The organism is Citrobacter sp. Awk 2, from assembly GCF_028069815.1.
Classification (GTDB): Bacteria; Pseudomonadota; Gammaproteobacteria; order Enterobacterales; family Enterobacteriaceae; genus Citrobacter.
The window spans coordinates 1-25,840 of sequence record NZ_JANEWL010000069.1 but is presented as its reverse complement, the minus strand read 5'-3'; the positions used below and the strand labels follow the sequence as shown (position 1 = coordinate 25,840).

23 protein-coding genes are annotated in these 25,840 nt (G+C 52.1%); 9 read left to right on the top strand and 14 right to left on the bottom strand.

Going from position 1 to position 25,840, the window contains the following annotated elements:
- Positions 1–64 precede the first annotated feature (64 nt).
- On the top strand, positions 65–721 hold the full coding sequence (gene envR, locus NNO02_RS16295; RefSeq protein ID WP_271455255.1) for an acrEF/envCD operon transcriptional regulator: 657 nt from the start codon (positions 65–67) through the stop codon (positions 719–721).
- A gap of 52 nt (positions 722–773) precedes the next feature.
- Here envR and NNO02_RS16290 read toward each other — a convergent pair whose 3' ends face one another.
- From NNO02_RS16290 to acuI, 13 genes are all read right to left on the bottom strand, one after another.
- The gene (locus NNO02_RS16290) at positions 774–938 is read right to left on the bottom strand and encodes a DUF2556 family protein (RefSeq protein ID WP_003025279.1); all 165 of its coding nucleotides are present in this window, start codon (positions 936–938) and stop codon (positions 774–776) included.
- An 82-nt stretch (positions 939–1,020) separates the two neighbouring features.
- The gene (yhdJ, locus tag NNO02_RS16285; protein WP_271455256.1) at positions 1,021–1,905 is read right to left on the bottom strand and encodes an adenine-specific DNA-methyltransferase; all 885 of its coding nucleotides are present in this window, start codon (positions 1,903–1,905) and stop codon (positions 1,021–1,023) included.
- Positions 1,906–1,992: 87 nt separating this feature from the next.
- Positions 1,993–2,289 carry a DNA-binding transcriptional regulator Fis gene (fis, locus tag NNO02_RS16280; RefSeq protein ID WP_000462905.1) on the bottom strand — a complete coding sequence of 99 codons (297 nt, stop codon included), beginning with the start codon at positions 2,287–2,289 and terminating at the stop codon, positions 1,993–1,995.
- 25 nt (positions 2,290–2,314) lie between these two features.
- Positions 2,315–3,280 (bottom strand): tRNA dihydrouridine synthase DusB, encoded by a 966-nt coding sequence (dusB, locus tag NNO02_RS16275; protein ID WP_003025224.1) that lies wholly within the window; start codon positions 3,278–3,280, stop codon positions 2,315–2,317.
- A gap of 327 nt (positions 3,281–3,607) precedes the next feature.
- Positions 3,608–4,348, bottom strand: a complete 741-nt coding sequence (locus NNO02_RS16270) for a carbonic anhydrase (protein WP_271455254.1) — start codon at positions 4,346–4,348, stop codon at positions 3,608–3,610.
- Between the two features lie 140 nt (positions 4,349–4,488).
- Complete coding sequence (gene prmA, locus NNO02_RS16265; protein ID WP_271449003.1) at positions 4,489–5,370, bottom strand: 50S ribosomal protein L11 methyltransferase; 882 nt, start codon at positions 5,368–5,370, stop codon at positions 4,489–4,491.
- Between the two features lie 11 nt (positions 5,371–5,381).
- Entirely contained in the window at positions 5,382–6,833 is a 1,452-nt protein-coding gene (panF, locus tag NNO02_RS16260; RefSeq protein WP_271441676.1) for a sodium/pantothenate symporter, read from the bottom strand.
- Complete coding sequence (locus tag NNO02_RS16255; RefSeq protein ID WP_016154721.1) at positions 6,823–7,065, bottom strand: YhdT family protein; 243 nt, start codon at positions 7,063–7,065, stop codon at positions 6,823–6,825. The genes panF and NNO02_RS16255 overlap by 11 nt, the downstream gene beginning before the upstream one ends.
- A 107-nt stretch (positions 7,066–7,172) precedes the next feature.
- A complete protein-coding gene (gene accC / locus NNO02_RS16250; protein WP_003828838.1) occupies positions 7,173–8,522 on the bottom strand; it encodes an acetyl-CoA carboxylase biotin carboxylase subunit in 1,350 nt (449 codons plus the stop codon).
- Between the two features lie 10 nt (positions 8,523–8,532).
- Positions 8,533–9,003: an acetyl-CoA carboxylase biotin carboxyl carrier protein gene (gene accB / locus NNO02_RS16245; protein ID WP_005121378.1), complete on the bottom strand. Its 471-nt coding sequence runs from the start codon at positions 9,001–9,003 to the stop codon at positions 8,533–8,535.
- Between the two features lie 392 nt (positions 9,004–9,395).
- Complete coding sequence (gene msrQ / locus NNO02_RS16240) at positions 9,396–9,995, bottom strand: protein-methionine-sulfoxide reductase heme-binding subunit MsrQ (RefSeq protein WP_271455253.1); 600 nt, start codon at positions 9,993–9,995, stop codon at positions 9,396–9,398.
- Entirely contained in the window at positions 9,996–11,000 is a 1,005-nt protein-coding gene (msrP, locus tag NNO02_RS16235; protein WP_271441674.1) for a protein-methionine-sulfoxide reductase catalytic subunit MsrP, read from the bottom strand.
- Positions 11,001–11,119: 119 nt separating this feature from the next.
- Complete coding sequence (acuI, locus tag NNO02_RS16230) at positions 11,120–12,094, bottom strand: acrylyl-CoA reductase (NADPH) (RefSeq protein ID WP_271441673.1); 975 nt, start codon at positions 12,092–12,094, stop codon at positions 11,120–11,122.
- Between the two features lie 225 nt (positions 12,095–12,319).
- On the opposite strand from acuI, the gene csrD reads away from it, so the two are divergent.
- The 8 genes from csrD to tldD all read left to right on the top strand — a co-directional run bounded on the left by csrD (position 12,320) and on the right by tldD (position 24,765).
- The gene (gene csrD, locus NNO02_RS16225; protein ID WP_271455252.1) at positions 12,320–14,260 is read left to right on the top strand and encodes an RNase E specificity factor CsrD; all 1,941 of its coding nucleotides are present in this window, start codon (positions 12,320–12,322) and stop codon (positions 14,258–14,260) included.
- A gap of 306 nt (positions 14,261–14,566) precedes the next feature.
- A complete protein-coding gene (mreB, locus tag NNO02_RS16220) occupies positions 14,567–15,610 on the top strand; it encodes a rod shape-determining protein MreB (RefSeq protein WP_000913396.1) in 1,044 nt (347 codons plus the stop codon).
- A gap of 63 nt (positions 15,611–15,673) precedes the next feature.
- Positions 15,674–16,696: a rod shape-determining protein MreC gene (gene mreC / locus NNO02_RS16215; RefSeq protein ID WP_271455251.1), complete on the top strand. Its 1,023-nt coding sequence runs from the start codon at positions 15,674–15,676 to the stop codon at positions 16,694–16,696.
- Positions 16,697–17,185: a rod shape-determining protein MreD gene (mreD, locus tag NNO02_RS16210; RefSeq protein ID WP_137382460.1), complete on the top strand. Its 489-nt coding sequence runs from the start codon at positions 16,697–16,699 to the stop codon at positions 17,183–17,185. It begins immediately after the preceding gene.
- Positions 17,186–17,192: 7 nt separating this feature from the next.
- Positions 17,193–17,786 (top strand): Maf family protein, encoded by a 594-nt coding sequence (locus tag NNO02_RS16205; RefSeq protein ID WP_137382459.1) that lies wholly within the window; start codon positions 17,193–17,195, stop codon positions 17,784–17,786.
- Positions 17,776–19,245, top strand: a complete 1,470-nt coding sequence (rng, locus tag NNO02_RS16200) for a ribonuclease G (RefSeq protein WP_003828822.1) — start codon at positions 17,776–17,778, stop codon at positions 19,243–19,245. Before NNO02_RS16205 ends, rng begins: the two co-directional genes overlap by 11 nt.
- Before the next feature lie 111 nt (positions 19,246–19,356).
- Positions 19,357–23,157, top strand: a complete 3,801-nt coding sequence (yhdP, locus tag NNO02_RS16195) for an AsmA2 domain-containing protein YhdP (protein WP_271455250.1) — start codon at positions 19,357–19,359, stop codon at positions 23,155–23,157.
- A gap of 162 nt (positions 23,158–23,319) precedes the next feature.
- A complete protein-coding gene (gene tldD / locus NNO02_RS16190; RefSeq protein ID WP_271441670.1) occupies positions 23,320–24,765 on the top strand; it encodes a metalloprotease TldD in 1,446 nt (481 codons plus the stop codon).
- 85 nt (positions 24,766–24,850) lie between these two features.
- On the opposite strand, the gene aaeR is transcribed toward tldD, so the two are convergent.
- Positions 24,851–25,780, bottom strand: a complete 930-nt coding sequence (gene aaeR / locus NNO02_RS16185) for an HTH-type transcriptional activator AaeR (protein ID WP_038634351.1) — start codon at positions 25,778–25,780, stop codon at positions 24,851–24,853.
- Positions 25,781–25,840 lie beyond the last annotated feature (60 nt).

Genomic DNA, 25,840 nt, shown 5'->3' with positions numbered 1-25,840 from the left:
CCGTATAGTAAATATTAAATAAGAAAGTTAATCATTCTCTACTCTGTCTCAGGCATTCGGAATTATGGCCAGAAAAACAAAAGCTGATGCCCTCAAAACGCGCCAGCTCCTGATTGAAACAGCGATAGCGCAGTTTGCCGTGCGCGGCGTAGGCAATACAACGCTAAACGACATTGCGGACGCCGCCAACGTGACGCGGGGGGCGCTTTACTGGCATTTTGAAAATAAGACCCAGCTGTTTAATGAGCTATGGTTACAACAACCTCCTCTCCGCAACCTTATTCAGGAAAAACTCATTGGTCGTTGGGGAGATAATCCTTTGCAGCGGTTGCGTGAGAAATTAGTTGTAGGTTTGCAATATATTGCTGAGAATCCTCGTCAGCAGGCATTAATGCAAATTTTATATCATAAGTGTGAATTTCATAACGATATGATATCAGAGCAGACAATTCGCGATAAAATAGGGCTGAGTCATCAACGTATTCGTGAGTCTTTACAGCAGTGTGCGGTTAACAATCTGATCGCTACCAGCCTTGATCTAGACGTTATCATCATTATTTTGCATGGCAGTTTTAGCGGAATAATAAAAAACTGGTTAATGAATCCAGCGAGTTATGATCTCTACCAACAAGCACCTGTATTAGTCGATAATGTATTAAAAATGTTAAGCCCTGATGGTTGCATGCTGCAATTGATTCAGGGTGAGGATCAGGCTGGCTAGTTTCTGCCGCCATGGACTGACGGCAGTTACAGAACGGTAAGCACCTGGCGCACTATTCGAGGTCGACGCAATTGACCAGCTTGAGGGGATTCACTGAGTTCATATTCCGGCACTTGTCGTGCTCTGTTGTCATTAACTCTATCCACTGAATGAGTAGTGCATCAAAAAGAAAAACAAAGACAGCAAAAACAACCAGCCACCAATACTTGCGAATCATTACCAAATCCTGTGTATTCATGCCCAAGTGTGCAGGGAATATACACGAAATCTAAAAGCTGAGAAGCAGACTTACAATGCTTTTACTTTGCTGAAATTCCATCGCTCTTTTCCGGTAATCGACTCTTTTTAGACAGGTTTTTCGTCTTGCGTTTTTTCACCTTTGCAAGCTCATTCTCTGAAAAATGGGAGCTAATACGCAGTCTCCGCAGTCCCATTTTTACGTATTCATCATTGATTTCAATACCGACAAACTGACGCCCCAAACCCACTGCGGTTGCCCCGGTAGTGAAGCTACCCGCGAACGGATCTAACACCCAGTCGTTTGGATTCGAGGAGGCCAAAATGATGCGTTCCAGCAGAGCTTTAGGCTTTTGGGTTGGATGGTTTTCGTATTCATCCATCAGGTAGCGGACGCGTGGAAATTCCCAGACATTACCCGGTACTTTTTTATGATTGTAGGGTTGAGGTGGGTTCTTTCTGTAATCGATCAGCGCGCGTTTCGCCCCCGTTTTCGCTTCAACCAAAATATCATCACGGTTAAATGTATAACTTTTTGGGTCTTTGACCATCATCAGGATCGGTTCATACATGGAGCCAAAGTACTTTTTGGCCTGTACTCCCGAGCTATCATAGGCCCACACAATACGGCTTTTGATGGTAAAAAGCTGTCGGCATTTGAGATCGATGTACGGCATGTTCTCCGTACTGTTCATGATGTACATGGTGCCTTGTGGCTTTAATATTCGATGGCATTCATCAATGCACTCGAACAGCCAGGCCAGAAAGCTCTCTTCGTCCCAGGATTCTATCAACCCGTCAAAATCTTTCCCGATGTTATAAGGCGGGTCGGCAAAGATCAGATCGATGCTTTCAGACGGCAGCTTTTTCAGTTCAGTTAGCGCATCACCTTGGATTATCTTTTTTGATTCATCACCAAAGTAGACAGGTTCACATCTTGCTTTCATCACCAAAGCCTCCGTGTGACGCGAATAAAAAAGGCGCTTCCCCATGCCGAGTAGCGCCTTTTAAAACAAACATTTCGCTGATTAGTATCAGTTCATGCCGTATTTTTTCAGTTTTTTACGCAGCGTACCACGGTTGATGCCCATCATCAGGGCAGCACGGGTCTGGTTACCGCGGGTGTATTGCATCACCATGTCCAACAGGGGCTGTTCTACTTCAGCCAGTACCAGCTCATAGAGATCGTTAACATCCTGACCATTCAATTGAGCAAAATAGTTCTTCAGTGCCTGTTTAACCGAGTCACGCAGGGGTTTTTGAGTTACCTGATCCTGAGAGTTAACGGTAGAAACGGTCAGTACGTCAGAATTTACGCGTTGTTCGAACATAGTTCTGTCAGCTCTTTATTTCTGTTTACGCAAAATTTTCGAAGTATGCCTCCAACGCCGCCAGCTGTTCGCTGGAATCTTCAATGGCGTTGAATGTGCGCCGAAACTGGTCATCTGGAGCGTGTTCCTGGAGATACCAGGATACGTGTTTACGCGCAATTCGGTACCCTTTTGCCTGACCATAAAAGTCGTGCAATTCCCGAACATGCGCACAAAGCAAGCGCTTCACCTCTGCCAGAGGCAGCGGGGGCAGCAGCTCCCCAGTGTCCAGATAATGCTGGATTTCCCGAAAGATCCAGGGTCTTCCCTGAGCTGCACGTCCTATCATCAGGGCATCCGCCCCCGTATAGTCGAGTACAGCTCTGGCTTTATGCGGGTCAGTAATGTCGCCATTCGCGATAATCGGAATGGAAACTTTCTGCTTAACTGCCCGAATACTGTCGTACTCAGCATCTCCATTGAACAAACAGGCGCGGGTGCGTCCATGAATGGTCAGAGCCTGAATGCCACAGTCTTCAGCCAGTTGGGCAATCTCTACGCAGTTACGGTGTTCCGGAGCCCAGCCGGTGCGAATCTTGAGTGTGACAGGAACGTCCACTGCATTGACGACCTCGGTTAGTATCGATTTCACTAAATCCGGGTACTGCAAGAGGGCTGAACCTGCGAGCTTGCGATTCACTTTTTTAGCCGGACACCCCATATTGATATCAATAATCTGGGCGCCGCTTTCCACGTTAATACGTGCGGCATCAGCCATCTCAACAGGGTCGCTACCGGCAATTTGCACCGTGCGAATTCCTGGCTCATCAACGTGCACCATACGTAAACGAGATTTGTCGCTTTCCCAAACCTGCGGGTTAGAAGACATCATCTCGGATACCGTCAATCCTGCTCCCATCTCATAGCACAGCGTCCTGAATGGTCTGTCAGTGATGCCAGCCATAGGTGCTGCGATCAGGCGATTTCTGAGCTGGTATTGTCCGATGCGCATGAGTTAAGAAATGACCATACTGTGACTGCAAGGCGGCGTATATTACGCATTTTTTGCATGAGATGAAAGGCCAAACTTTGACCAATCCACTGAGGTGGATCAATGAATTGCCGTAAATCTGAGCGGGTGAAAATAATTAATCATATAAATCATTGCATTATAAAAATGTGTCGATTTTATATACGCATATAATTTTGCGTAACTTCTCATTTTTTCTTCGAGGTCAGGCGGTCTGGCAAGATAATCTGCTGAATTAATCAGCAGATTATTGTGACATAGTGTGACTATGCTCTCATTTCAGAACATGATCGTAGGGTTTTTTGCGGATTACTCGACAATCACGCGGCCATTGAGCGGTTGTGCGGGGCGGTTGTTGTCGTGATGCATGGCCCGAGTGAATTTTTTTAGCTGTGTTTCGGAAAGCGTCATCGGGTGCTTCAGGATAATCCAGGTTACACCTTCGGTGCAGGGCGGTGTCGTCAGAGAACCGCTGAAGCGCCAGTAAGTCTTATCGACGGGCAGAAGCGCGTTGAGATCCATCTGCGTGGTGACGTTGATATTCTGCTCAGCTTTTTCGGGCATCACGGTCCACAGCTTATTTAATTCTGCGTTTTCAGTGCCGACATCAAACATTACCGCGACGACAGCAACATCGCCTTTTGCATCTTTGTGCACCAGGTGTGCCTCCATAGCGTAATGTTTGCCATGAATGGTGTTTTCACTCGGCGCGTGAAAATGGATCTGCTGGAGAGTAAATGGCGTGCCATCAATGGCCACAGTATCATCGGTCGAGACCTTTAGACCCGCCTGGATGGTATGACCATTGTTGATGAGCGTGACCGGCCCATCGGTATAGTGAACGCTAAGCGGTGAGAGGTGCGCTGTAAGCGCTGTGTCGATGTTGATCGGGGATTGGTTCCTCCCGGTCTGGCAAGTTTTGTACTCTTCACTGAGCGCGCCCCAGTGTTCTGGAGAACCTTCTCCCTCGTAACCCCAGTGAGATGCAAAAACCGTTACGGGTATGATGCTTAGCGCCAGCAGCACCGCCTTACCAAATATTGCTTTCATACAATTCGTCCAATGAATAATCAATGTTATTTAATACTTTAACTTCAATGAGTTAAGTGGGGTATTTTAGCATTGCGACGATGGCGGGGGAGGTACAAAAAAAGGGAAAACGTGGCCTACAGAGAGGCCACGGGAAAGGACTATTTTTTCTTGCCGGTAATACGACACCACTCTTCTTTTTCGATGACGGGATCGAGCGTAAAGAGATCGGCATAGGCTTCGCAGACACTGTCAGCCTGGCTGGCCAGTATCCCGGAAAGCCCCAGCAAACCGCCTTCAACGGGCAGGACGCTGATTAACGGCGCCAGTTCACGCAATGGGCCTGCCAGGATGTTGGCGACCACGACGTCGGCCTTCATCGCTTCTGGCTGGTCTTTCGGCAGGTATAACTCCAGGCGGTCAGATACGCCATTACGCTGGGCGTTATCGCGGCTTGCCTGAATGGCCTGCGGATCGATATCGACGCCAATCGCTTTTGCTGCTCCGAGTTTCAGTGCTGCAATTGCCAGGATGCCGGAGCCGCAGCCAAAGTCGATCACTGTTTTACCGTTGAGGTCGAGACCATCGAGCCACTGCAGGCACAAAGAGGTCGTTGGATGAGTGCCTGTGCCAAACGCCAGACCAGGGTCCAGCATCACATTGACGGCGTTCTCATCCGGAACATCGCGCCAGCTCGGGCAAATCCACAGACGTTCACCAAAGCGCATAGGGTGGAAATTGTCCATCCATTCGCGTTCCCAGTCTTTATCTTCAAGCTGTTCGATTTTATGCACGAAGCCTTCGCCCAGCAGCGGGTGCTGTTCCAGAATAGCAACCACTTCTTTCATGTCGGTTTCGGCATCGAACAGACCAATTACATCGGTATCGCCCCACAGGCGAGTTTCGCCCGGCAGGGGCTCGAACACAGGTGTATCATGCGTATCCTGGAAAGTGATGGAAACAGCGCCTGCTTCCATCAGTGCATCGCTTAACTCTTCTGCGTTAGCACCCGTTGTGTTCAGTTTCAGTTGGATCCATGGCATGGCAAAACTCTTTATTTATCAGTAGTCAATATGGCGGCTTGCGGGGCGGTAGAACCGAAACGGTTTCCGACCAGGAAAGCCAGCAAACTTATCAGCAACGAGGGCACAATCGGATGGAAGCCCAGGTACTGAACGTTAAAAGTAGCGAGTACGGCATACAACACGCCGCCGACAATCATGGCGCTCAATGCGCCTGCGGCGTTCGCCCGCTCCCAGTACAGGCCCAGCACCAGTGGCCACAGGAAGACCGCTTCTAACCCGCCAAACGCCAGCAGGTTGAGCCAGATAATCATCTCTGGTGGTTTCCAGGCGGCCAGCAGCAGTAATGCACCCAGCAGCAAGGTAATCACAGCGGACATGCGCTTCAGACGCGTTTCATTTTTCAGCTGTTCCGGGCGAATGTTCAGATAAAGATCTTTAATGATCGTAGCGGAACTTTGCAGCAATTGGGCATTGATCGTTGACATGATCGCAGCCATCGGCGCGGCCAGGAAGATCCCGGCGGCAAACGGTGGTAACACTTTTACCATCAGTGTCGGGATCACCAGATCGGGTACCGTCAGGTCAGGGATCACCGCACGTCCCAACGCACCCGCCAGATGCATGCCAAACATCAGGATTGCCACCACGATAGTGCCGATAATAATCCCACGGTGTACCGCTTTACTGTCTTTATAGGAGATGCAGCGTACCGCCGTATGCGGCAGTCCAATCACGCCAAAGCACACCAGTACCCAGAACGATGTCATAAATGTGGGTGACAAAATGTCATCTGCGCCTTGTGGTGATACCAGTTTAGGATCGATGGTTTGCAGGGTTTCAACCGCATGGCTAAGGCCACCGGCAGCATGGACGACGCCTACCAGCAGGACTATCGTGCCAATCAGCATCACCATGCCCTGCATCGTGTCATTTAGTACGCTGGCGCGGAATCCGCCAAACGCCGTGTAGAGGGCAATACTGACGCCAAAGATCAGCAGGCCAGTTTCGTACGGAATGCCCGCGGCAGTTTCCAGCAAACGTGCGCCGCCGATGAACTGTACCGTCATCGCGCCAACGAAGGCGACCAGCAGGCTAAGGCTCGCCAGCCAGACCAGTAACCGGCTTTGATAGCGGGCAAACAGCATATCGTTGAGGGTTACGGCATTATAGCGTCGCGCCAGAATAGCGAATTTCTTACCGAGAATACCCAGCGAAAGCCAAACGGCAGGTAGCTGGATCATCGCCAGCAACACCCAGCCCAGCCCGTATTTATATGCCGCACCGGGACCACCAATAAAGGAGCTTGCGCTAATGTAGGTTGCGGTTAGCGTCATGGCCAATACGACCCCGCCCATCGAGCGGCTGCCGAGGAAATATTCATTCAGGAAAGTGCCGGTCGTACGTTTTCTCATGGCGTAAACTGAGAGACCGAACACCACCAGAAGATAGGCAACCAGCGGCAAAATCACTTCAAGCTGCATCGTCATCCTCCAGCGGAATGTCGCGATAGATAAACTTCACCATCGCCCAGCACAGTACTATGAAAACCAGCGGCGTAAGCAGGCAGGCCATTTCGAACCAGTGCGGTAAGCCGGTAAAACCCAGCGTTGAATCTGGTAAGTAAGCGGCCACTAACCATGTGGCAAGATATAAAAGGGTCAGCCACAGCGCCCAGCGCGCCTCTTTATGGGCCTGAACAAAACGAGCGTCCATTTTTTGTCCCTTGTGGATAAAGAAAGCGAGGATTGTACCTTATGGCACGTACGGGAGGGGAGAAAAACAAAAGGCCGGAATTTCCGGCCTTTTCGGTTAACGCGTGCTTACTTTTCCTGAAGTCCGAGTTTTTTCTCCAGGTAGTGGATGTTGGTTCCACCGTGCTGGAAGTGCTCGTCATTCATGATGCGGATCTGCAGATCAACGTTGGTTTTGATACCGTCGATGATCAGTTCCTGCAATGCGTTTTTCATACGGGCAATTGCCACGTCGCGGTTTTCACCGTAGCAAATCAGCTTACCGATCATTGAGTCATAGTACGGAGGTACAGTGTAGCCTGCGTAAATATGAGATTCCCAGCGTACACCAAAGCCACCCGGCGCGTGGAAACGCGTGATTTTGCCCGGGCTTGGCAGGAAGGTGTTCGGGTCTTCGGCGTTGATACGGCATTCTACCGCATGGCCTTTAACCACAACCTCGTCCTGCTTGATGGATAGCGGTTGGCCAGCAGCAATACGCAACTGTTCTTTGATCAGGTCAACGCCAGTGATCATCTCAGTGACCGGGTGTTCAACCTGAATACGGGTGTTCATTTCAATGAAGTAGAACTCACCGTTTTCGAACAGGAACTCGAAAGTACCTGCCCCGCGATAGCCGATATCAACACACGCTTTGGCACAACGCTCGCCGATGTAGCGACGCAGTTCCGGGGTGATACCCGGCGCAGGTGCTTCTTCGACGACTTTCTGGTGACGGCGCTGCATGGAGCAGTCACGTTCAGCCAGATAAATCGCGTTACCCTGACCGTCAGCCAGCACCTGAATTTCGATGTGGCGTGGGTTTTCCAGGTATTTCTCCATGTAGACCATGTCGTTGTTGAAAGCTGCTTTCGCTTCCGCTTTGGTCATGGAGATGGATTGCGCCAATTCGGCATCACTGCGCACGACGCGCATACCGCGTCCGCCGCCGCCGCCGGAGGCTTTGATGATTACCGGATAGCCGATGCGTTTGGCATGAGCGCGGTTAGCGTCCATGTCGTCGCCCAGCGGGCCGTCAGAACCTGGAACGGTCGGTACGCCAGCTTTCTTCATCGCAGTAATCGCGGACACTTTGTCACCCATCAGACGGATGGTGTCAGCTTTCGGGCCGATGAAGATAAAACCAGAACGTTCGACCTGTTCAGCGAAGTTGGCGTTCTCAGAGAGGAAGCCATAGCCCGGGTGGATTGCCACTGCGCCGGTGATTTCAGCAGCACTAATGATTGCCGGGATGTTCAGATAGCTTTTAACGGACGGAGCTGGGCCAATACAGACCGTCTCATCCGCCAGCAATACGTGTTTTAAATCGCGATCCGCGCTTGAGTGCACAGCGACAGTCTTGATGCCCAGTTCTTTACAGGCACGAAGAATACGCAAGGCAATCTCGCCGCGGTTAGCGATGACAATTTTATCCAACATGTTCGCCTCGTTATTCGATGACGACCAGCGGCTCGTCAAATTCTACCGGTTGACCACTTTCTACCAGAATCGCTTTCACTACGCCGGATTTGTCGGCTTCGATCTGGTTCATCATTTTCATGGCTTCAACGATGCACAGGGTATCGCCCGCATTGACTTTCTGGCCGATTTCGATGAACGCTTTCGCGTCTGGGCTCGGGGTGCGGTAGAACGTACCAACCATTGGGGAGCGTACGATGTGACCACTGATTTCCGCTGCTGCCGGCGCTTCCATACTTGGAGTGGCAGTCTGTGCAACAGCGTTAGACAGAGCTGGCTGCTGCATCACTGGTGCAGCATAAGCCTGTTGCATCATTGGAAAACTTGCAGCTGGCGCTGCACGGCTGATGCGTACAGACTCTTCGCCTTCAGAAATTTCCAGTTCGGAGATGCCTGATTCTTCAACCAGCTCGATCAGTTTTTTAATCTTACGAATATCCATGAGTGGGTTCCGTACTCTTTGTTTAGTGAGATTGTGACAGGCGTTTTACCGCCGTCTGTATAGCATTTTTATAACAGTGAGTGACAAGATGCCACGCATCTCAGGCGTTGCACTGCGTGCTGCGGCCATTATATGAGATTGCCAGACTTGTTAGTCATTGTGCGGCTATCTTCTGCCATTTTCGGGTAAAAGACAAAATATACCTTCAATATGCGATTGTCACCCTTTCTGCGCTGTAAAAACGCTACCGGGGAGAGCAAAGGCGCACATTATAACTATTTCGTAGCAATTGGCAGCTAAATACTGGTCTTATCAGGGAAGATAATCAACCGCTGGCATGTAAAGAACATGGGTTCGTCCGTGTTTTGCAACGTACTGCACATAACGTGAAACTACCGCCACCACTGGCGAAACTTCTTGTAGCGGCTGGCTAACAGCGCCGCTGCAAGTGCAGCATAAATAATCGGTTGCGGGGAGATAATTTTTACCGACCACAAATAATGTATGGGTACCAGGATCGCCACAAGATAGACGAAGTTGTGCAGATACTGCCAATATTTACCCAGTTTTCGCTGGGCTGCCTGTGTAGAGGTTAAGGCGAGGGAGAATAATATGACCCAGCTGACAATGCCCAGCATCAAATAAGGTCGAGTCGTCAGTTCTCGCCCCAGCAATGCCAGGTTATTAATGCCTAATTCCAGTAGCGCATAGCTGGTTAAATGTAACGTTGCCCAGGCGAAACACCATAGCCCTAACAGGCGGCGAGTGCGTATCAATAATGGCTGTTTAGCGTAGCGCGCCAACGGCGCGACCAGCAAGGTAGCCAGTAAGAATTTCAGAGCTGTCCGACCGGTAAAGTGCTGAATGTCTTTGACCGGATCGGCGCTCAGTCCCCCATGATTTACCGCCCAAAATAGCCAGAGAAACGGTAAAAGTCCGGCAAGATGCAGGCAAACTTTCAGCCAGGTAATCTGTTTTGCAGTCAGGCGCACTTAAAAATTCTCCCGCAGATCGAGACCTCGGTACAGAGCAGCAACGTCCTTTGCATAGCCATTAAACAGCAGTGTGGGCTGGCGCTGTACATCCAGTATGCCGCCCGCGCCGATGAAGCGTTCAGTCGCTTGTGACCAGCGGGGATGATCGACATGAGGATTCACATTGGCATAAAAACCGTATTCATCGGACGCAGCCATATTCCAGGTGGTTGGCGGGCGTTCACGCGTCAGTTTAATACTGACGATCGACTTAATGCCTTTAAACCCGTATTTCCATGGCACCGTTAAGCGAATAGGGGCACCATTTTGTGGCGGAAGTGCCTTGCCATACACGCCCACGGTAAGCAGCGTGAGCGGATGCATGGCCTCATCCAGACGTAGCCCTTCAACATAAGGATATTTTAACCCACCGCCAATAAAGCGATCTTTCTGCCCCGGCATCTCTTCAGGGGCGTAGCGTGTTTCGAACGCGACATATTTTGCATTGCTGGTGGGTTCAACCAGCGCTAGCAGTTTATGTAAAGGAAAACCAATCCACGGCACCACCATTGACCAGGCTTCCACGCAGCGCATTCGATATATACGTTCTTCCAGTGGGAAGCGGGTGGTTAAGTCATCATGATCGAGCGTCAACGGTTTAGCGACTTCACCGCTGATTTTCAGCGTCCAGGGATCGGTTTTCAGACTGCCGGCATTGGCTGCAGGATCGGCTTTGTCGAGGCCGAACTCGTAGAAGTTGTTATAGCCAGAAACCTTATCTTCTGGTGTTAAAGGAAGCGTATTTTGCCAGACTGCCGGCTTGCTGAATTCAAGGGGTTTACCGGCAGGCGCGGGCGGACGGTCATTGCCTTTAAACCAGCTCAGAAGATCGGCCTCGGCAGAAAAGGGCAAAGACAATGCGGCGGCGCTGATACCCAGCGCTTTCAACACCTGGCGGCGCTGCATAAAAAAAGCCGACTCGGCTGTTACATCGGCTTCAGTGAATGGACGTATTTTCTTCATAACGGACTCCCGACATACGCGCAAAGGCTCATACTGGCGCGTAGTTACTATGGCAGGGAGTCCGTCAATGTGCAGAGAAATTTAGTTAATTAAATGTAAATTTGTATCTGCGAATTGTTTTATTTCACCTTCACCAGCGTACGGCCTTGCACCTGGTTATTGATGATGGCATCGGCGAACTTCGGTGCATCGGCAAGCGTGATTTCTGTCGCTGCCTGGGTATAGAACGACTCTGGCAGGTCGTTAACCAGACGTTGCCAGGCCTGTGCACGACGAGCCGGAGGCGTCATCACGGAGTCGACGCCCTGTAAGCGCACGTTGCGCAGAATAAACGGCATCACCGTGGTGGGCAGCGCAAAACCGCCAGCCAGACCACAGGCGGCAACACAACCACCATAGTTCATCTGCGCCAGTACTTTTGCCAGCACTTTGTCGCCAACGGTATCAATGGCACCCGCCCACAGTTGCTTTTCCAGCGGACGAGATTCAGCAAACTCATCACGGCCCAGAATGCGGTTGGCTCCCAGGCTTTTCAGGTAGTCGTGAGTGCTTTCGCGGCCTGATACTGCCGCAACCTGGTAACCCAGTTTGTGCAGCAGCGCAACGGCAGTACTGCCTACACCACCGCTGGCACCGGTGACGACGATTTCGCCGTCTTCCGGGCGGATACCGGCATCTTCAAGCGCCATGACGCACAGCATCGCGGTAAAACCGGCGGTGCCAATGACCATGGCTTTGCGACCGTCCAGTCCTTTTGGCAGCGCAACCAGCCAATCGCCTTTAACACGCGCGCGTTCGGCCAGCCCACCCCAATGATTCTCACCCACGCCCCATCCGGTCAGTAAGACTTCCTGGCCTGCATGAAAACGAGGATCTTCACTTGCGCGTACGGTACCGGCGAAATCGATACCAGGAATCATCGGAAAATTGCGGATAATTTTACCCTTGCCGGTGATGGCGAGGGCATCTTTATAGTTCAGGCTCGACCAGTGAACATCCACCGTCACATCGCCTTCAGGTAGCTGATTTTCGTCGAGGGGTTGAACGGATGCGAGGGTTTTTCCGTCCTGCTGTTCTAAGATCAAAGCCTGCATAACCTGTCCTCAATTCATATAGTGGATTGGAAAATTATCTGTGAAGACTATACTCGCTAATTAAAACATGATGCCGATTCTGCGCAATAAATTGCCAGATATACCTGATTTGGTAGTATGCCCACATTGTTTGTGTAAATTGACGGATTTCGCGTTCAGTTTTGCATTTTCGTGTCGCTTTTTCACTTTCACACCTGATTCATCACTGTCGGAGTTAACACAAGGATGCGATTAACGACGAAATTTTCAGCCTTTGTCACGCTGCTTACCGGGTTAACGATTTTCGTGACGCTGATAGGTTGCTCGCTGAGTTTCTATAACGCTATTCAATATAAGTTCACCACCCGCGTCCATGCCGTCGCGACGGCGATCGATACCCATCTGGTCACCCGGGATGTCGTGTCCTTAACGCCGCAAATTGATGAATTGATGATTTCGGTTGATATCGTCCGTATTGAATTGCTTCAGGGTGACAGCGTTGTTTATAGCCATTCCCGAACCAGTAGCTACCGCCCTGCGGGGACGAATAACCTTTATCGCGATCTCACCGTGCCATTGGTCAAGCATCCGGGGATGTCGCTGCGTATGGTTTACCAGGATCCGATGGGCAACTATTTCCATTCGTTGATGACCACGGCGCCACTCACGCTATCGATAGGCTTTATTATCCTGATGCTGTTTTTGTCGGTGCGTTGGCTTCAACGTCAGCTTTCCGGGCAAGAACTACTGGAGATTCGTTCAACGCGGATCCTCAACGGTGAACGCGGGCCAAACGTTCGGGGAACGGTCTATGAGTGGCCAGCGCGTACCAGTAGTGCGCTCGACATGCTACTGACCGAAATTCAAAATGCTCGTGAGCAACGCAGCAGGCTGGATACGTTAATTCGCTCCTATGTTGCCCAGGATACAAAAACGGGGCTGAGCAACCGCTTGTTCTTTGATAACCAACTGGCGACGCTGCTGGAAGATCAGGAAAAAGTCGGCTCGCATGGTGTGGTGATGATGGTTCGTCTGCCGGACTTTACGCTGCTACGCGAGAGCTGGGGTATTACCCAGGCGGAAGAACAAATTTCAACGCTTATCAATTTGTTGTCTACCTTTATGATGCGCTACCCGGGCGCACTGTTAGCGCGTTACCACCGAAGCGATTTTGCCATCCTGCTGCCACACCGCACGTTAAAAGAAGCGGAAAGCATTGCCGGGCAACTCTTGAAAGCGGTGGATGCACTTCCGGCTAACAAAATGATCGATCGTGCCGATATGGTTCATATTGGCATTTGTGTCTGTCGCAGCGGTCAATCGACTGAACAAGTTATGGATCATGCCGAAGCAGCCACCCGGAATTCAGTATTACAAGGCGGGAACAGTTGGTCGGTGTATGACGACTCTCTGCCGGAAAAAGGCCGGGGCAATGTGCGCTGGCGAACGCTGATTGAGCAGATGCTCAGTCGGGGCGGGCCGCGAATTTATCAAAAACCTGCCGTAACGCGTGAAGGGCGGGTGCACCATCGCGAACTTATGTGCCGTATTTTCGATGGCAGCGAAGAAGTCATCTCGGCGGAATATATGCCGATGGTGCTGCAATTTGGTCTGGCGGAAGAGTATGACCGTCTGCAGTTAAGCCGTCTCATCCTGCTTTTGGGTTACTGGCCGCAGGAAAATCTGGCGATGCAGACGACGGTTGAATCGCTTATTCGTCCACGTTTTCAGCGTTGGCTGCGAGATACGCTGATGCAGTGCGAAAAATCGCTACGTAAACGCATAATTATTGAACTTGCTGAGGCGGATGTTTGTCAACACATCAGCCGGTTACAACCGGTTATCCGATTAATGGATGCGCTTGGCGTACGTATCGCCGTTACGCAGGCCGGTTTAACGTTGGTGAGTACCAGCTGGATCAAAGAGCTAAATGTCGAATTGTTGAAGCTTCATCCCAGTCTGGTGAGAAACATCGATAAGCGAACGGAAAATCAGTTGCTGGTTCAGAGCCTGGTAGAGACGTGTACCGGAACGCCAACACAGGTTTATGCCACAGGAGTTCGTTCGCGCAGCGAGTGGCATACCCTGACAGAACGTGGAGTCGCGGGTGGGCAGGGTGATTTTTTTGCCGCATCACAGCCACTTGACACAAACGTGAAAAAATATTCGCAAAGATACTCGGTTTAACCTGCCGTTTAATTTGTTTTCACGTAGAATAACGCGCGCTGTGCCTTCTGGGGGTGTGCTTGTCTGCTCGCCAGGTTGTAACAGCAAACATGCAGGTGAATGACCTTTGACAGGTTGCAAACAAAAGCGAGGACTGCTGCTGAGTTTTTCAGCCCTGATGGACTCAGGCCGGTTTTGTAACAAAGGAAACGAACTGCACTAATTTTCACCGTAGCAGATGATTTTTGCGCCTTGTCGCTGCTGCGTGTGGTTGGTAAAGTAAGCGGATTTTGTTTTCCGCCCCAGCTTTCAGGATTATCCCTTAGTATGTTGAAAAAATTTCGTGGCATGTTTTCCAATGACCTGTCCATTGACCTGGGTACCGCGAATACCCTTATTTATGTAAAAGGACAAGGCATCGTATTGAATGAGCCTTCCGTTGTGGCCATTCGTCAGGATCGTGCCGGTTCGCCGAAAAGCGTGGCTGCAGTAGGTCATGATGCGAAGCAGATGCTGGGTCGTACGCCGGGCAATATCGCTGCAATTCGCCCAATGAAAGACGGCGTTATCGCTGACTTCTTCGTGACTGAAAAAATGCTCCAGCACTTTATCAAACAAGTGCACAGCAACAGCTTCATGCGCCCAAGCCCGCGCGTACTGGTGTGTGTACCGGTTGGAGCAACTCAGGTTGAACGCCGTGCCATCCGTGAATCCGCTCAGGGTGCAGGTGCACGCGAAGTGTTCCTGATCGAAGAGCCGATGGCGGCAGCGATCGGTGCGGGCCTGCCAGTTTCTGAAGCAACCGGCTCAATGGTTGTCGATATCGGTGGTGGTACCACTGAAGTCGCCGTTATCTCTCTGAACGGCGTAGTTTACTCCTCCTCTGTGCGTATTGGTGGTGACCGCTTCGACGAAGCCATCATTAATTATGTTCGCCGTAACTACGGCTCTCTGATCGGTGAAGCTACCGCGGAACGTATTAAGCACGAAATCGGTTCTGCTTATCCTGGCGACGAAGTACGCGAGATCGAAGTTCGCGGTCGTAACCTGGCAGAAGGTGTTCCACGTGGCTTTACCCTGAACTCTAACGAGATCCTGGAAGCGCTGCAGGAACCCCTGACCGGTATCGTAAGCGCGGTGATGGTTGCACTGGAACAGTGTCCGCCAGAACTGGCGTCTGACATCTCAGAACGCGGTATGGTCCTGACCGGCGGCGGTGCGCTGCTGCGTAACCTTGACCGTCTGTTAATGGAAGAGACCGGTATTCCAGTTGTTGTTGCCGAAGATCCGCTGACCTGTGTGGCTCGCGGTGGCGGTAAAGCACTGGAAATGATCGATATGCACGGCGGCGACTTGTTCAGCGAAGAGTAATCGGATGCAGGAAGGGTAGCCATGGGTTGCTCTTCCGCTCTGATGCGAGAATACGCATAGACTATGAAGCCAATTTTTAGCCGTGGCCCGTCGCTACAGATTCGCCTTATTCTGGCGGTGCTGGTGGCGCTCGGCGTTATTATTGCCGACAGCCGCCTGGGTACGTTTAGCCAAATCCGAACGTACATGGATACCGCCGTCAGTCCTTTCTACTTTATCTCTAATGGTCCCCGTGAATTACTCGACGGCGTGTCGCAAACGCTGGCTTCTCGTGACCAACTCGAACTTGAAAACCGGGCGTTGCGTCAGGAACTGCTGCTGAAAAACAGTGAACTGCTGATGCTGGGGCAATATAAACAGGAGAACGCGCGTTTGCGTGAGCTGCTGGGATCGCCGCTGCGCCAGGACGAACAAAAAATGGTGACGCAGGTCATCTCAACGGTTAACGATCCTTACAGCGATCAGGTTGTGATCGACAAAGGGAGTGTTAACGGCGTTTATGAAGGTCAGCCGGTCATCAGCGATAAAGGTGTCGTGGGCCAGGTCGTTGCGGTGGCAAAACTGACCAGCCGCGTACTGCTGATTTGTGACGCGACGCATGCACTGCCAATCCAGGTATTGCGTAACGATATCCGTGTGATTGCTGCCGGTAACGGCTGCACGGACGATCTTCAGCTCGAACACCTGCCGGCTAATACTGACATTCGCGTTGGCGATGTGCTGGTTACCTCCGGTCTGGGTGGGCGTTTCCCTGAAGGCTATCCAGTCGGTGTCGTTTCCTCTGTGAAGTTGGATACCCAGCGCGCATACACCGTGATTCAGGCGCGTCCGACGGCGGGTTTACAGCGTTTGCGTTATCTTCTGCTGCTATGGGGAGCCGATCGCAATGGCGCTAACCCGATGACGCCAGAAGAAGTGCATCGTGTTGCTAATGAACGTCTGATGCAAATGATGCCGCAAGTCCTGCCAGCACCGGATGCCATGGGGCCTCCTGCGCCAGTTCCTGCTCCGGCGACAGGCGTAACGCCGGTTCCTGCAACAACCATGCCGTCACAACCTGCTCCGCGTAAGCCGGGAGGGCAGTAAGTGGCAAGTATCCGTCACCAGGGGCGTTGGGTCATTTGGCTCTCGTTCCTAATTGCATTTCTGCTGCAAGTCATGCCCTGGCCGGACGAGATCCTCGTTTTCCGGCCAAACTGGGTGTTGCTCATTCTGCTGTACTGGATCCTGGCGCTGCCGCATCGCGTAAATGTGGGTACAGGATTTGTCGTGGGTGCCATACTGGATCTCATTAGCGGCTCTACGCTTGGTGTACGGGCATTGTCGATGAGTATCATTGCTTATCTGGTCGCCCTGAAATTTCAGCTCTTCCGTAACCTCGCGCTCTGGCAGCAGGCGCTGGTGGTCATGTTGTTATCACTGGTCGTGGATATTATTGTTTTCTGGGCCGAGTTTTTAGTGATCAACGTCTCTTTCAGACCTGAAGTGTTCTGGAGTAGTGTAGTAAATGGTGTGCTTTGGCCATGGCTATTCTTACTAATGCGTAAAGTTCGCCAGCAGTTTGCGGTGCAATAAGGTTGATATGAATACTCTGTATCTTGCTTCAGGTTCCCCACGTCGTCAGGAACTGTTGGCTCAGCTTGGCGTAACATTCGAACGATTGGTTCCTGGAATTGAGGAGCAGCGGCACCCGCAGGAAAGCGCCCAGCAGTATGTTGTTCGCCTGGCGCGTGAAAAAGCGCAAGCGGGCGTAGCACTGGCTGAGCGCGATTTACCTGTGCTGGGGGCGGATACCATTGTTATCCTTAATGGCGAAGTGCTGGAAAAACCACATGATGCCGACCATGCAGCCGCGATGCTGCACAAACTGTCAGGCAAAACGCATCAGGTCATGACGGCTGTCGCATTAGCCGATCGCCAGCACAGCCTGGACTGTCTGGTGGTGACGGAAGTGACATTCAGAGCACTAACAGATGAGGACATCGCCGGTTATGTTGCCAGCGGTGAGCCTATGGATAAAGCAGGTGCATACGGTATTCAAGGGTTGGGTGGCTGTTTTGTCAGGAAGATAAATGGCAGCTATCACGCCGTAGTCGGCTTACCGCTGGTAGAAACGTATGAGTTGCTGAGCAATTTTAACGCACTGCGTGAGAAAAGGGATAAACATGACGGCTGAATTGTTGGTAAACGTAACGCCATCGGAAACGCGGGTGGCGTACATTGATGGCGGTATTCTGCAGGAAATTCATATTGAACGTGAGGCGCGACGCGGAATCGTAGGCAATATCTACAAAGGTCGTGTAAGTCGTGTACTTCCGGGTATGCAGGCGGCTTTTGTAGATATTGGGCTGGATAAAGCCGCATTTCTCCACGCATCAGACATCATGCCGCATACCGAATGCGTAGCGGGTGAAGAACAAAAACAGTTCACTGTGCGCGATATCTCCGAACTGGTGCGTCAGGGGCAAGACCTGATGGTACAGGTGGTGAAAGATCCTCTGGGCACGAAGGGCGCACGTCTGACGACAGATATCACGCTTCCTTCCCGTTATCTTGTCTTTATGCCTGGCGCCTCGCACGTGGGGGTTTCTCAGCGAATCGAGAGCGAAACCGAACGCGAACGCCTGAAAAAGGTGGTGGCGGATTACTGCGATGAGCAGGGCGGATTCATCATTCGCACGGCGGCTGAAGGCGTATGTGAAGAAGATCTGGCCTCTGATGCCGCTTACCTTAAGCGCGTCTGGACGAAGGTCATGGAGCGTAAGAAGCGCCCTCAAACGCGCTACCAGATGTATGGTGAATTGGCGCTGGCACAGCGCGTTCTGCGTGATTTTGCCGATGCTCAGTTAGACCGAATTCGCGTCGATTCCCGTCTGACTTATGAAGCATTGTTGGAATTTACTGCGGAATATATCCCGGAGATGACCAGCAAGCTGGAACACTATAGTGGACGCCAACCGATTTTCGATCTCTTCGACGTTGAGAATGAAATCCAACGTGCGCTGGAGCGCAAGGTTGAGCTGAAATCCGGTGGTTATTTGATTATCGATCAAACTGAAGCCATGACCACCGTAGATATCAACACGGGTGCATTTGTTGGGCATCGTAATCTCGATGACACTATCTTTAATACTAATATTGAAGCAACGCAGGCCATCGCACGTCAGCTGCGTCTGCGTAATCTGGGCGGCATAATCATTATCGATTTTATCGACATGAATAATGAAGATCACCGTCGCCGGGTGCTGCATTCTCTGGAACAGGCGCTGAGCAAGGATCGCGTAAAAACCAGCATTAACGGTTTTTCACAGTTGGGCCTGGTAGAGATGACACGTAAGCGCACGCGTGAGAGCGTGGAGCATGTGCTGTGTAACGAGTGCCCAACCTGCCACGGACGTGGCACGGTGAAAACGGTCGAAACCGTCTGCTATGAAATCATGCGTGAAATCGTCCGCGTGCACCATGCTTACGACTCCGATCGTTTCCTGGTGTACGCATCTCCGGCAGTGGCTGAAACCCTGAAAGGGGAAGAGTCGCATGCGCTGGCGGAAGTGGAAATCTTTGTCGGCAAACAGGTCAAAGTACAAGTCGAACCGCTCTATAACCAGGAGCAGTTTGACGTGGTAATGATGTAAATCGTGTAGTGGCACCCGCGCATGTAGGCCGGATAAGGCACAAGCGCCGCCATCCGGCAATATTCACTCAAGGGGTGTGAGTCACATTTTTTGGCAGACAAGGAGAGGCGCGTGAGGCGATTGCCGGGGATTCTACTGCTCACTGGAGCCGCATTCGTTGTCATCGCAGCGCTGCTGGTCAGCGGGCTGCGCCTTGCTCTACCGCATCTCGATAGCTGGCGTCCGACCATTCTGGATAAGATCGAATCTGCCACCGGTATGCCCGTTTCCGCCAGCCAGCTTTCTGCTAACTGGCAAAATTTTGGCCCTACGCTCGAAGCGCGCGATATTCATGCCCAACTGAAAGACGGTGGCGAATTCTCGGTAAAGCGTGTCACGCTGGCGCTGGATGTCTGGCAAAGTTTGCTGCACATGCGCTGGCAGTTTCGCGATCTCACCTTCTGGCAACTGCAGTTGCGCACCAATACACCGATCCAACGTGGCGATAGCGGCGATGGAATTGAAACCAGCCATATCAGCGATCTGTTCCTGCGCCAGTTTGATCATTTTGATCTTCGCGACAGCCAGGTCAGTTTTTTGACCCTGTCAGGCCAGCGAGCAGAACTGGCGATCCCTCAGTTAACCTGGTTGAACGGTAAAAACCGGCATCGTGCTGAAGGCCAGGTCAGCCTCTCCAGCCTGACCGGCCAGCACGGTGTTATGCAGGTGCGTATGGATCTGCGTGATGATGACGGCCTGCTGAATAATGGTCGAGTCTGGTTGCAGGCTGACGACATCGACGTTAAGCCGTGGTTGGGAAAATGGATGCAGGACAATGTTGCGCTGCAAACCGCGCGCTTTAGCCTGGAAGGCTGGATGACGCTCAGCAAAGGCGAAATCTCTGGTGGCGATGTCTGGTTGAAAAAGGGCGGCGCAAGCTGGAAGGGGGAGAACAACATCCACACGTTGTCCGTCGATAACCTGACTGCGCATGTCAGCCGTGAGCACTCCGGTTGGTTGTTCGCTATCCCGGATACGCGCATCACGATGGATGACAAACCCTGGCCGAGCGGGGCATTAACGCTGGCCTGGTTCCCCGAGCAGGAAGTGGGGGGCGCCAATAATAAGCGCAGCGACGAATTACGTATTCGCGCCAGCAACCTGGAGTTAGCCGGGTTAGAGGGGCTACGCCCGATGGCCGCTAAGTTATCTCCGGCATTGGGAGATATCTGGCGGGCCACGCAACCGAGCGGCAAGATCAATGTGCTGGCGTTGGATATCCCGTTACAGGCGACCGAAAAAACCCGTTTCCAGTCCTCGTGGACCGATCTGGCCTGGAAACAGTGGAAGCTGCTGCCGGGGGCAGAACATTTCTCCGGTACGTTGTCTGGCAGCGTGGAAAATGGCGCATTAACGGCCTCCATGAAGCAGGCAAAAATGCCGTATGAAACCGTCTTTCGTGCCCCGCTGGAGATAGAAGATGGTGTGGCAACGCTCAGTTGGCTGAAGAATGAAAATGGCTTTCAGCTAGACGGGCGCAATATTGACGTTAAAGCGAAAGCGGTACATGCGCGTGGCGGTTTTCGTTATCTGCAACCAACAGGTGATGAGCCGTGGCTGGGGATTCTGGCGGGGATTAGCACTCACGATGGCTCCCAGGCCTGGCGCTATTTCCCGGAAAACCTGATGGGGAAAGAGCTGGTTGATTACCTCAGTGGGGCAATTCAGGGCGGTGAGGCGGATAACGCCACGCTGGTTTATGGTGGTAACCCACATCTGTTCCCGTATCTGCATAACGAAGGTCAGTTCCAGGTGCTGGTGCCGCTGCGTCATGCAAAATTTGCCTTCCAGCCGGACTGGCCCGCACTGACTGACCTCAATATTGAACTGAACTTCATTAACGATGGCCTGTGGATGAAGACGGATAGCGTCAATCTGGGGGGGGTAAAAGCCACAAATCTGACGGCAAATATCCCTGACTACGCAAAAGAAAAACTGCTGATTGATGCCGACATCAACGGGCCGGGCAAAGCGGTTGGGCCTTATTTCGACGAAACACCGCTGAAAGAGTCGCTTGGTGCCACACTGGAACAGCTGCAAATTGACGGCGATGTGAGTGCTCGCTTACATCTTGATATCCCGTTAGATGGTTCTCTGGTTACGGCCAAAGGCGATGTGAATCTGCGAAATAACAGTCTGTTTATCAAGCCGCTAGACAGCACGCTGAAGAATTTGAACGGTAAATTCAGCTTTATCAACGGCGATCTCAAGAGTGAGCCGATGACGGCGAACTGGTTTAATCAGCCTCTGAATGTCGACTTTTCCACTACCGAGGGTGCAAAAGCTTACCAGGTTGCTGTGAATCTGAATGGCGACTGGCAGCCAACTCGTATGGGGATACTCCCCGCACAGGTGAATGATGCCTTAAGCGGCAGTATGGCGTGGAAAGGTAAGGTTGGCATTGACCTGCCATATCATGCCGGAGCGACCTACAACATTGAGCTGAAAGGTGACCTGAAAAATGTAAGTAGTCACTTACCTGCTCCGTTAAACAAGGTAGCCGGTGAGTCGCTGCCGGTTAATGTTAAGGCTGAGGGCAACCTGCGCAGCTTCGATCTGACCGGTAACGCCGGAAGCAAGAACCACTTTAACAGCCGCTGGTTGCTGAATCAGAAACTGACGCTTGATCGCGCTATCTGGACTTCGGAAAGCCGTACCGTGCCAGCGCTTCCTGACCAGCAGGGCATCGAACTTAATCTTCCGCCCATGGACGGTGCGCAATGGCTGGCATTGTTCCAGAAAGGCGCGGCGGATAACGTCGGAAGTAATGCGAACTTCCCGCAGCGTATTGCGGTGCGCACGCCTTCTTTATCATTGGGCGGCCAGCAGTGGAATAACCTGAGCATAGTGTCTGAACCTGGGCTTAATGGTACCAGCGTACGGGCGCAGGGGCGTGAAATTAACGCCACATTGGCTATGCGCAATAATGCTCCGTGGCTTGCCAATATCAAGTACCTGTATTACAACCCGAGCGCTGCAACGTCATCGCCAAATACAACGCCAGCCTCGCCGTTCTCTGCTATCAGTAACGTCAGTTTCCGTGGCTGGCCGGATGCGCAGATACGCTGCGAAGAGTGCTGGATGTGGGGGCAAAAATATGGGCGCATTGATGCCGATGTCGCGATAAAAGGTGACACATTAACGCTGAGCAACGGTCTACTGGATACCGGGTTTGCCCGACTGACCGCCGATGGCGAATGGGTCAATGTGCCGGGCAAGGAGCGTACGTCGCTGAAAGGAAAGCTGAATGGCAACAAGATTGATGCAGCCGCGGGTTTCTTTGGCGTATCTACCCCGATTCGTAACTCTTCCTTTAACGTCGAGTACGATCTGCACTGGCGTAATCCGCCCTGGGACCCGGATGAAGCTTCACTGAATGGCATTTTGCGCACCCGTTTAGGCAAAGGTGAATTGACTGAACTTAGCACCGGACATGCGGGACAACTGTTACGTCTGCTGAGCTTTGATGCGCTCTTGCGTAAACTGCGTTTTGATTTTAGCGATACGTTCAGTGAAGGTTTTTATTTTGACTCTATCCGCAGTACGGCGTGGATCAAAGATGGTGTGATGCACACTGATGATACGCTGGTGGATGGTCTGGAAGCTGATATCGCCATGAAAGGTTCGGTGAATCTGGTGCGTCGCGAACTGGATATGGAAGCCGTTGTGGCACCAGAAATTTCTGCCACCGTCGGGGTGGCCGCGGCGTTTGCCGTCAACCCGATTGTCGGCGCGGCGGTATTTGCCGCCAGTAAAGTTCTGGGGCCGCTGTGGAGCAAAGTTTCAATTCTGCGCTATCGCATTACCGGTCCGGTCGATAAGCCACAGATTAACGAAGTTCTGCGCCAGCCGCGCAAAGAAAGCCAGCAATGATTTGACGGGGACGAGTAATTGCCCCAATCTCAACAGAGAACTTCTACCGCAGTCCGTAGGCCGGATAAGGCGTTTACGCCGCCATCCGGGCATTGAAGCGCCTGATGGCGACGCTGGCGCGTCTTATCAGGCCTACAACAGTAACTAATGAGTAGCAAAACGATGAGTCTGAACCTGGTAAGTGAACAATTGCTAGCGGCGAATGGCCTGAAACATCAGGATCTGTTCGCCATCCTGGGCCAACTGGCCGAACGCCGTCTTGATTACGGCGATCTGTATTTTCAGTCGAGCTACCACGAATCCTGGGTTTTAGAAGACCGCATCATTAAAGATGGTTCTTACAATATTGATCAGGGCGTTGGCGTGCGTGCCATCAGCGGCGAAAAAACAGGGTTTGCCTACGCGGACCAAATAAGCCTGCTGGCGCTGGAGCAAAGTGCTCATGCCGCGCGTACTATCGTGCGTGACAGCGGTGATGGCAAAGTAAAAACGCTGGGTGCGGTAGAGCATCAGGCACTCTACACCTCGGTTGATCCATTACAGAGCATGAGCCGGGAAGAGAAACTGGATATTCTGCGTCGTGTGGACAGCGTTGCGCGTGCCGCCGACAAGCGTGTGCAGGAAGTGACGGCGAGCCTGACCGGTGTGTATGAGCTGATTCTGGTTGCAGCGACGGATGGAACACTGGCGGCAGATGTTCGTCCTCTGGTACGACTGTCCGTCAGCGTGCAGGTAGAAGAAGACGGCAAACGCGAGCGTGGTGCCAGCGGTGGCGGCGGTCGCTTCGGTTATGACTACTTCCTCGCCTCCCTTGATGGCGAAGTTCGTGCTGACGCATGGGCGAAAGAAGCCGTACGTATGGCGCTGGTCAATCTCTCTGCGGTAGCCGCGCCAGCGGGCACGTTGCCGGTGGTACTCGGCGCTGGCTGGCCTGGCGTTCTGCTGCATGAAGCGGTCGGTCATGGTCTGGAAGGTGACTTTAATCGCCGTGGCACTTCGGTATTCAGCGGTCATATGGGTGAGCTGGTGGCGTCAGAATTGTGCACCGTCGTTGATGATGGCACGATGGCAGATCGTCGTGGTTCAGTAGCCATTGATGACGAAGGAACGCCGGGTCAGTACAACGTGCTGATTGAAAACGGTATTCTGAAAGGCTATATGCAGGACAAACTGAATGCGCGCCTGATGGGCGTGGCGCCAACGGGTAACGGTCGCCGTGAATCTTATGCGCACCTGCCGATGCCGCGTATGACCAACACCTATATGCTGCCGGGGAAATCCACGCCGCAGGAGATCATCGAGTCTGTCGAATACGGTATTTATGCGCCTAACTTTGGCGGCGGCCAGGTGGATATCACTTCCGGGAAATTCGTGTTCTCTACCTCCGAAGCGTATCTGATTGAAAACGGTAAAGTGACCAAACCGGTGAAAGGCGCGACGCTGATTGGCTCCGGTATTGAAGCGATGCAGCAGATTTCGATGGTGGGCAACGACCTGAAACTGGATAACGGAGTGGGTGTTTGCGGTAAAGAAGGACAGAGTCTGCCGGTTGGCGTGGGCCAGCCGACGCTGAAGGTGGATAACCTGACCGTAGGTGGCACCGCGTAACATCATGATGTAAGCCCGATAAGCACCCGTGCTATCGGGCATCTTGCCGGATGCGGCGTCAACGCCTTATCCGGCCAGGACTTTTTTACTTCTCTTTTCCCCGGCCGTACATTCCCTGAAACAGTTGCGCCACATCGACAAAATAATCGGTCAGATAGTTAATCACCACCTGCACTTTGAGCGGCAGCTTATCCTTTTCGGTATATAACGCATACACCGGACGTGGATCTGACTGGTAGCGGGGGAGCAGGATCTCCACTTCGCCGCGGTTGATCTCGTTGATCACCCACATCAGCGGTACATAAGCTATGCCCGCGCCTGCCGCCAGCCAGCGCACCAGTGTCATCGGATCGTTGGTCACAAAACGTCCCTCTGGGATCAGACGGGTAGAAATCCCCTCAGGGGCAATTAATTCGAACTCATTATCCGGACGAACGCTGTATTCCAACCACGAATGATTGCTGAGATCGGCGGGTTTCTCAGGGACACCAAACTGGGCGAGATAACTTTTTGCCGCGCAGACCACCATCGGCATAGCTCCCAGACGACGCGAAAAAAGGCTGGAGTCCTGCAGGGCGCCCACGCGGATAACCACGTCCAGACCGTCGGCAATCAGGTCGGGTGCCGGTATTCCTGTCACCAGATTTACCGTCAGCCCAGGATACTCTTTGAGCATTTTTGCGGTCAGTCCGGCGAGGACATTTTGTGCCATGGTTGAAGAACAACCAATGCGCAGCGTGCCGATGGGCGTGTTGTTAAAAGCATACAGTTGCTCGTGAACATCTTGCGCTTCGTGCAGCATTCGGCGGCAACCCTGATAATAAATTTTACCCGCCTCGGTAAGCCCAATGCTGCGTGTGCTGCGGTTTAGCAGCTTAACCTGCAACTCATCTTCCAGTTTGGATACCGTCTGGCTTATCGATGAAACGCTCATTTGCAACTGTCTTGCGGCGGCGGTGAAAGAGCCCAGTTCGACAACTTTGGCGAACACCGACATTCGTTTTAATCGTTCCATTGTTCACTCTGGCTTAAAAGTGATTTAGATCACATAATATAGATAACAGCATAACAGTTA